The organism is Dankookia rubra (assembly GCF_004355005.1).
Lineage (GTDB): Bacteria > Pseudomonadota > Alphaproteobacteria > Acetobacterales > Acetobacteraceae > Paracraurococcus > Paracraurococcus ruber_A.
Window position 1 is genome coordinate 1 of record NZ_SMSJ01000170.1, and the last position, 6,377, is coordinate 6,377.

Annotated in this window: 3 protein-coding genes; all 3 read left to right on the forward strand. The window is 64.2% G+C overall.

The annotated features are described in order from the left end of the window. Positions 1–212 precede the first annotated feature (212 nt). Positions 213–1,136, forward strand: a complete 924-nt coding sequence (locus tag E2C06_RS34935; protein WP_133293155.1) for a replication protein RepA — start codon at positions 213–215, stop codon at positions 1,134–1,136. A 942-nt stretch (positions 1,137–2,078) separates the two neighbouring features. Next, positions 2,079–2,468 carry a hypothetical protein gene (locus E2C06_RS34940; RefSeq protein WP_133293153.1) on the forward strand — a complete coding sequence of 130 codons (390 nt, stop codon included), beginning with the start codon at positions 2,079–2,081 and terminating at the stop codon, positions 2,466–2,468. After that, on the forward strand, positions 2,465–6,307 hold the full coding sequence (locus E2C06_RS34945; RefSeq protein ID WP_133293154.1) for a toprim domain-containing protein: 3,843 nt from the start codon (positions 2,465–2,467) through the stop codon (positions 6,305–6,307). The genes E2C06_RS34940 and E2C06_RS34945 overlap by 4 nt, the downstream gene beginning before the upstream one ends. Positions 6,308–6,377: the final 70 nt, after the last annotated feature.

A 6,377-nucleotide genomic window follows, 5' to 3' on the forward strand; every position in this document is an offset into this window, starting at 1 on the left:
CGACGTTCCTCTTGCGCCGCCGCCGGCAGCTTGCGCATGTCCACATGCTTCATGCCCCCAACCTGGACGGATCCTACTCGCCTTCAAGACCGCCCAGGCCGGATCAATAATAATAGAATTCAATTAAGATTCTCTAGTACCTCCATCGCAAGAGTCCTCGGCGACATGACCGACCAAATCGGCGAGATTGCCGAAGTAGCCCGGGGGTGAGCATGGGCACCGTACATCGTCTTCTCGATCAACATGGCAAAGAAGCCGCTCTAGGCGCCGACGTCGATCGTCGTGTCGTAGAGGCCGCAGCCGCATATATGGGCGACGAGGATGGCGGCATCGGCTTCATCTACTCGGGCTGGGCGCAGGCCGCGCTGCCTCACCGCCGTTTGCCCGACGACCAACCATGGCAGATTATATCGGATCGGGTGCGGCTCCTGGTCGAGCCTGGCCGAAAGCCTGTGGACTCTCGCGATGCCCCAGACGCCTTGCAATGGGTTGGCGTCCCGTATGGCAGCCGTGCCCGGTTGATCCTGCTGTTCCTACAGAGTGAGGCCCTTAAGACGAACAGCAGGGAGGTGGAGCTTGGCCGCAGCTTACGCGCATGGCTGGCCCGGCTCGGCATCCCGATCGGCGGCAAGTCCATCAAAGAGGTTAGGGAGCAGGCTGAGCGGATCAGCCGATGCCGACTGACTTTCCATGTTCAGGCTGGCGGGCGAGGCGGCCTAGTCAACCAGAATATCGTCGACGAGGCCTTTCTCCTGAGTGCTGAGGAAAGCGACCAAGGTAATCTGTTTGTCGATACAGTGAAACTTTCTGAGAGTTTCTTTGAGCAGCTTAAGAAGCATCCTGTGCCACTTGAAGAAGCCGCAATCCGGGCGCTATCAAACAACAGCATGGCTTTAGACCTGTATTGCTGGCTTGCCTACAGGTTACATGTTCTGCCGGGATCACGGCCTATTACTTGGAAGGCATTACAGGCTCAGTTTGGAACAAGCTATAAAGAGTTGTTCCATTTTAAGCCGAGATTTATTGAGAACTTGGCTTTGGCTCGTGCGGTGTACCCAGCGGCTGATGTAACTGTAGACGAGCGCGGTGTGACGCTGCGGCCGTCTACGCCGCCTGTAGCGAAGCTCGGAGGCTGAGCGACTGAGCTGGATGAACATTAGGGAAGATTCTACGCAAAATGCGTAGGCGACGCTGGAGATATTTCTATGCTTTCTGATAGATCGTCTGCAGCATGGCAGTATTCGCAAAATGCGTACATGTCACGAAGCCGTCATATCCCAGTTTTACTGGACTGTTTGGTTTGCGATGTGATGTGTGAGGAATTATATCCGCCAATGGGCTCGCAGGAGAACCGATTTGACGGGTTGTGTCGTCACTCCGCAGATTGCTGACTGGGCCGCTTCGCCTAGTTGCACTGCTATGGTTTCGACACATAGGTGCTTAAAGGCGAAAAGCGCCGCCCCGGCTACCACCCCGAAGCGACGCTCTCCTAAGCTATGGACCGCCCGTCACATCAAACAACGTAGCGCAATCCAATACACAATGCCCTACGTAACGCACCTTGCAGGGATTTACCACCCCAAAGCATGGCGCAATGATGTGACGGTTAGCGGTCCTCTCCATAAGGAAAGGACGCAATTCCGTGACCAAAACCGAACTGCTCGGTTCAACCTCCGCCCCCTCCCTCCTTGGGACTTCCCAATTCAGCCTTGAGGTTCGGCGCGTAGCGCACACTCGTGGCGTGCCGGCAGATCATCCGATCCTCATGCGCGCTGGCTACGGCCGCAGCGTAGTCTCGCTGCTGACAAACGGGCAGATTCCGTCTGAGCGAATTCGAGGGCGGATGTATGTCGACCCGGCACTGGCGCCTGCGGCTGCCGACCTGCTCGGCCTAACCGCCCCCGCTTCCAGCTCGCTCGCCGCTTAAAAAGGACGGCCGCCCGCCCCCCGGCCAGGGGACGAAGCGGCCTAAAAAAGGTGTCCACGAGCGACATAGGGGTGCTCGCCGGCCCGCGCAAGGCGGTCGGCGACATCCGGGAAGGTGCTCCCGAACGCATCATCAACTGGGCACAGCCGTGATGCCCGGAGCGCTCAAAGAGAAAGACGCGACAAAGCTGGCGCGCCTTTGTGGCCTGCTCGGCTCGGAGCACGACGGCGAGCGCGCAAACGCCGCAGCCTTCGCCACGCGGACGTTGAAGGCCGCTGGCTGGACGTGGGACGACCTCGTCGGCTTCGCCGTCCGCGGCTCGGAGGCCAAGGCGCCGCCTGCACTGCCGCGACGTGGGCTGAGCCCCCAAGGCCAGCTTCGGTGGCTCGAGGCGAATTCTGAATGGTGCTCCGCGTGGGAGGCCGAGTTCGCGCGTAGCGTAGCCGGGCAGCGCCATCCCTTGACCGCGCGGCAGATTGCCAAGCTCGCCGAAGTCTTCGGCCGGGTCATGGCGCGGCGCGGAGATACCTGGGCCGGATGAGTGCCACCCGCCCCTTCAACGAGGCTGAGGGCCTCGCCGAGTTCGGCGATGCGATCCGTGCCGGTGGCCTGCGTCTGAAGGGCATTCCGGTCATGGACGGGCAGTGGCATCGCGCCGCTGCCGAAGGCGACCGGGGGGCACGAAAGTCGGGCCGCTATCGCGGCTATCTCGATGGGGTTCGCCCGGCCGGGTTCATCGAGAACTTCAAGACCGGGTTCGCGGCGCCGTGGAAGGCGAACGGCCCGCTGCCCAAAATGTCCGCTGCGACTCGGGATGCCGCCTTGGCCACCGCGGCCGAGGCCAATGCCGCGGCCGAACAACGCCGGCAAGCTCGGCAGAATACCGTCGCGCGGCGTAGCGCCATCGTCTGGGAAGGCTCGCCGCCCGCCCCACTGGATCACGCTTACTTCCGGGCGAAAGGCATCACCGGCACCGGGCTGCGCGTCGATCGGCGCGGCCGGCTGCGGGTGCCGATGTTCGACCTGGACGGCAAGCTGCGTGGCTTGCAGTCCATCGCGCCGGACGGCCGGAAGCTCTTTGCCAAGGGTGGTCAGGTCCGCGGCACGCACCTCCTAATGGGCGATGTCCGGCCCGGTGGCGTGCTGCTCATCGGAGAGGGCTTCGCCACCGGCGCGACGCTGCGGGAGGTGCCGGACGTCGCTGTCGCGGTGGCGTTCACCAAGGCGAACTACGTAGCGATCGCCCAGCACTACCTCGCGCAGTACCCCGGGCTCCGGGTCGGCTTTTGCGGCGACAACGACCACCACCTCCCTCGCCGGGCGAAGCCCCTCCCGAACGTCGGTCGTGAGGCTGCCGAAGCCGCAGCCAAGGCCACCGGCGGCACGGCTATCGTGCCAAGCTTCGAGGTCGATGACGAAGGGAGCGATTGGAACGACTGGGCGGCGATCCATGGGCTTGATGCTCTGCGGGCCGCGATCACGGCCGCCCTGCCGCCAGAACCGCCGCCCCTACCGCAAACCGTCACATTGGATGAGACCAGCAGCCTTCTTCAGGCCAGCATCTCCAGTTGGATCCCGGAGGAGTTCGGCCGGGTGGAGGCGCGCATCCGCCGCGCAGTTGCGGAGGTGGCATGGGGTCATAACGCAACACCACCGCCCGCCTTTCTGCCCCAGCCTGAACCGCACACGATTGAGGCTTTGCCGCGTGGCTCCGCGGGGCTCGAACTCATTCAGTCTTCTATGTCGGGCGGAAAGACCTGGTGGCTTGCCACCTGCGCCGTCGATGCGATCGTCAAAAACCCGACGGTCCTCGGTCTACGGCGGCGTATGGCCATAGTCTGTGCGAACCACCTTTTGGCTAAAGCCGTCGTTGCCGCATGCAGGAAGGCCGGCGAGCCACACGGCATCAGGACGTCGTGGTATCTAGGCTACGACGCTGAGAACCCAGCCTCACCGGGCGAGCGGATGTGTCCTGCACATGCGCTTCGGCGCCAGGCGAACGCTGCTGGTCTAGACAGCAACAAGGCATGCAAAGCCCGAATCCGCCCGGACGATGCTGAGGACGGCGAGAATGCAGCGGGGCGGTTCGTCTACTGCAGCCGCCATCCTAACAACCCGAACCGAACCCTGCCCCCGTGCGGCTACCTCTCCAACGACCTCGATGGTGACATCGTCGTTTTTGCTGGTTGGGGAACCATGGTCCGGTCGCTCAAGAAGCAGTTCCGCCGGCACGTGACCCTTGAGAAGCGCGGGACTGAGGGCGGCGAAAAAGGCGGTACCATCAAGGTCGAGGTTCCACCTTTCGATGCCCTGATCTGCGACGAGATGGATCTTGACCAGCTACTTTCGCGGTTGGCGCCGATCAACGAGGAGGACACCGAAGAAGCCGGTCGGACCAATGCCGGTCTAAGCCTGGACCGCATCCAGCCCGAAGTCTGGCCCGACATGCTCCAGACCGATCTCTGGTCGTGGGAAGCTGGAGCGTCCTACCACGACCTTCACGACATGGCTGAGTGCCGGCGGCTCCTACGGGCCGCGCGCGACGCGCTCGTGAGCGGACCCATGTCACCCAAAGCCATGGCCGCCGTATCGGACCCTGGCGGCTGGCGGAGCGCCTCACGTTGGGTCTGGAAAGCGAAGTCGCAGGACGCCTCAGCCGTTCGCCCGAACATGCGGCCAGACACCCTGCGCGAGCGGACCACCACCTTGCGCGAGCACAACCGCATGGTCGGCACGCAGGCCCTCCTCCTGCGCCTGATTGCCGAAATGGTCGAGCATTGCCCCGAGGACGAAATTACGGAACTCGTGGCTGTGTTCGACGGCCGAGTGCGAATGCAGCACGCGCACGACCTCGCACCCTGGATGGCTGAACTCTCGCCGCTTCTGTGCGACGCGAAAAACCAACTCGACTTCCTGGCGACCTGGTGGCCGGAGCGAAAGCTCCGCACCTCTATCGTCATCCAGCATGCTGATGCGGGTGTCCGTCATGTAGTCGCCCATGACCGTATGGGGACCTATAGCAGCCTGACACCCGGCAAGGGTGGCGACACCAAGCGGGTGACCACCGCCACCAACAAGGCCACAGCATCCGCAGATCGAGCCGATATCCTAGCCTGGCTGTTCGACGGCAAAGCGATGATTGGCGGCCCAAAGGGGCTGAACCGCCATGCCCAGGATCTGCATAAGGCGCGCCAAGCGATCCTTGCCACGGGCCCGACGCGAGAAGAGGTCCGCTGGATCCACTTTGGTGCCGGCCGCGGCCTCAACATCGCCGAGGACGTCCGAGCGCAGTTCGATGAGGGACGCCCGCTTCCGCCCTCCCGGGATGTCGAGATCACCCGAGCCCTGCTCCGGCACGGCCGTCCGGTGCCGATAGAGGAGCGCGGCTATATCCTCGTCCCCTCCTTTCACCGAATGACCGACGGGACCGTTCGGCGAGCCGAGCGCTATGGCCACCGCGATCCCGTCGCCGATGCCCTAGTCCGCCTGTATTCGGTCGATGAACTCGAGCAGCTTGAGCAGCGGTCTCGGCCTCGCCGCCGCGATGCCTCTCGGCCGCTCCTGACCATGTCGCTTTCCAAGCTCCCCCTGGAAGATGGGCGGCGCGTCGATGAGTTGGTCAGCGCCCGGGATCTGGAGATGCTCCACCCCGAGGCCGTCGCCGCAGCCCGCGGCTTCGTGGTGAACCGCAAGGATAGGGGCGCCGTCCGCCTGCTGGCCGAGGCCCTGCGCAGCCTGGATTCCGACGCCACCCATGACCGGGAGGTCGACGCCCGGCGCCTCTCTGACCGCCTCCGCGGCTTCAGCTCCGCCGGGATATGGGAGGCAGCGAACGCCGCTCTCACGCTCTCTGCCCAAGCCGCCGGAGACCTGGTCGCCGCTGCCTCGCCAGAAGCCTTGGCCGTCTCTGCCACCTTCGGCGACGGCTGGGCCGGTCCCGCCCGGACCAAGATCATGGGCGAGGCCGTCATGTGTTTCTGGCACGTAGCCAGGGTCCGCCTGCCCGGCCTGACCCAGTGGACCCGCGTGGCCGTTCGTGGGCGGCACCGCGCCGCCGCCGCGGCCGCGTTGGCGACCCTGCTGGGGGAGGGGGCCACCGTGGAGTGGAGCACCGCCCCAACCCGCCCAGAGCCGCCACAGCCTGCCAGTGAGAGCCCCGCCATGCAGATGGTCCACGCCGGCATCGTCCTGCGAGATCCGGACCACGCCATGGCGGCCTTCCCCGGCATCTGCACCAGCCGCGGCGACGCGACCCGCGCCATCGCGGAAGCCCTCTCCGCCATCGGCCAGGGGACGGGAAACAGTTCCAAAAACCCGAGTAGTGCGGGAAACCCCTATATTATTGATCCGGCCTGGGCGATCTTGAATCAGGCGGCGTAGCGAAAAGTCTTGTGCCCGAAGAAGCTGCGAACGCGGTCGGGCAGCTTCGATAGCCTGCGCATGTGCCCGA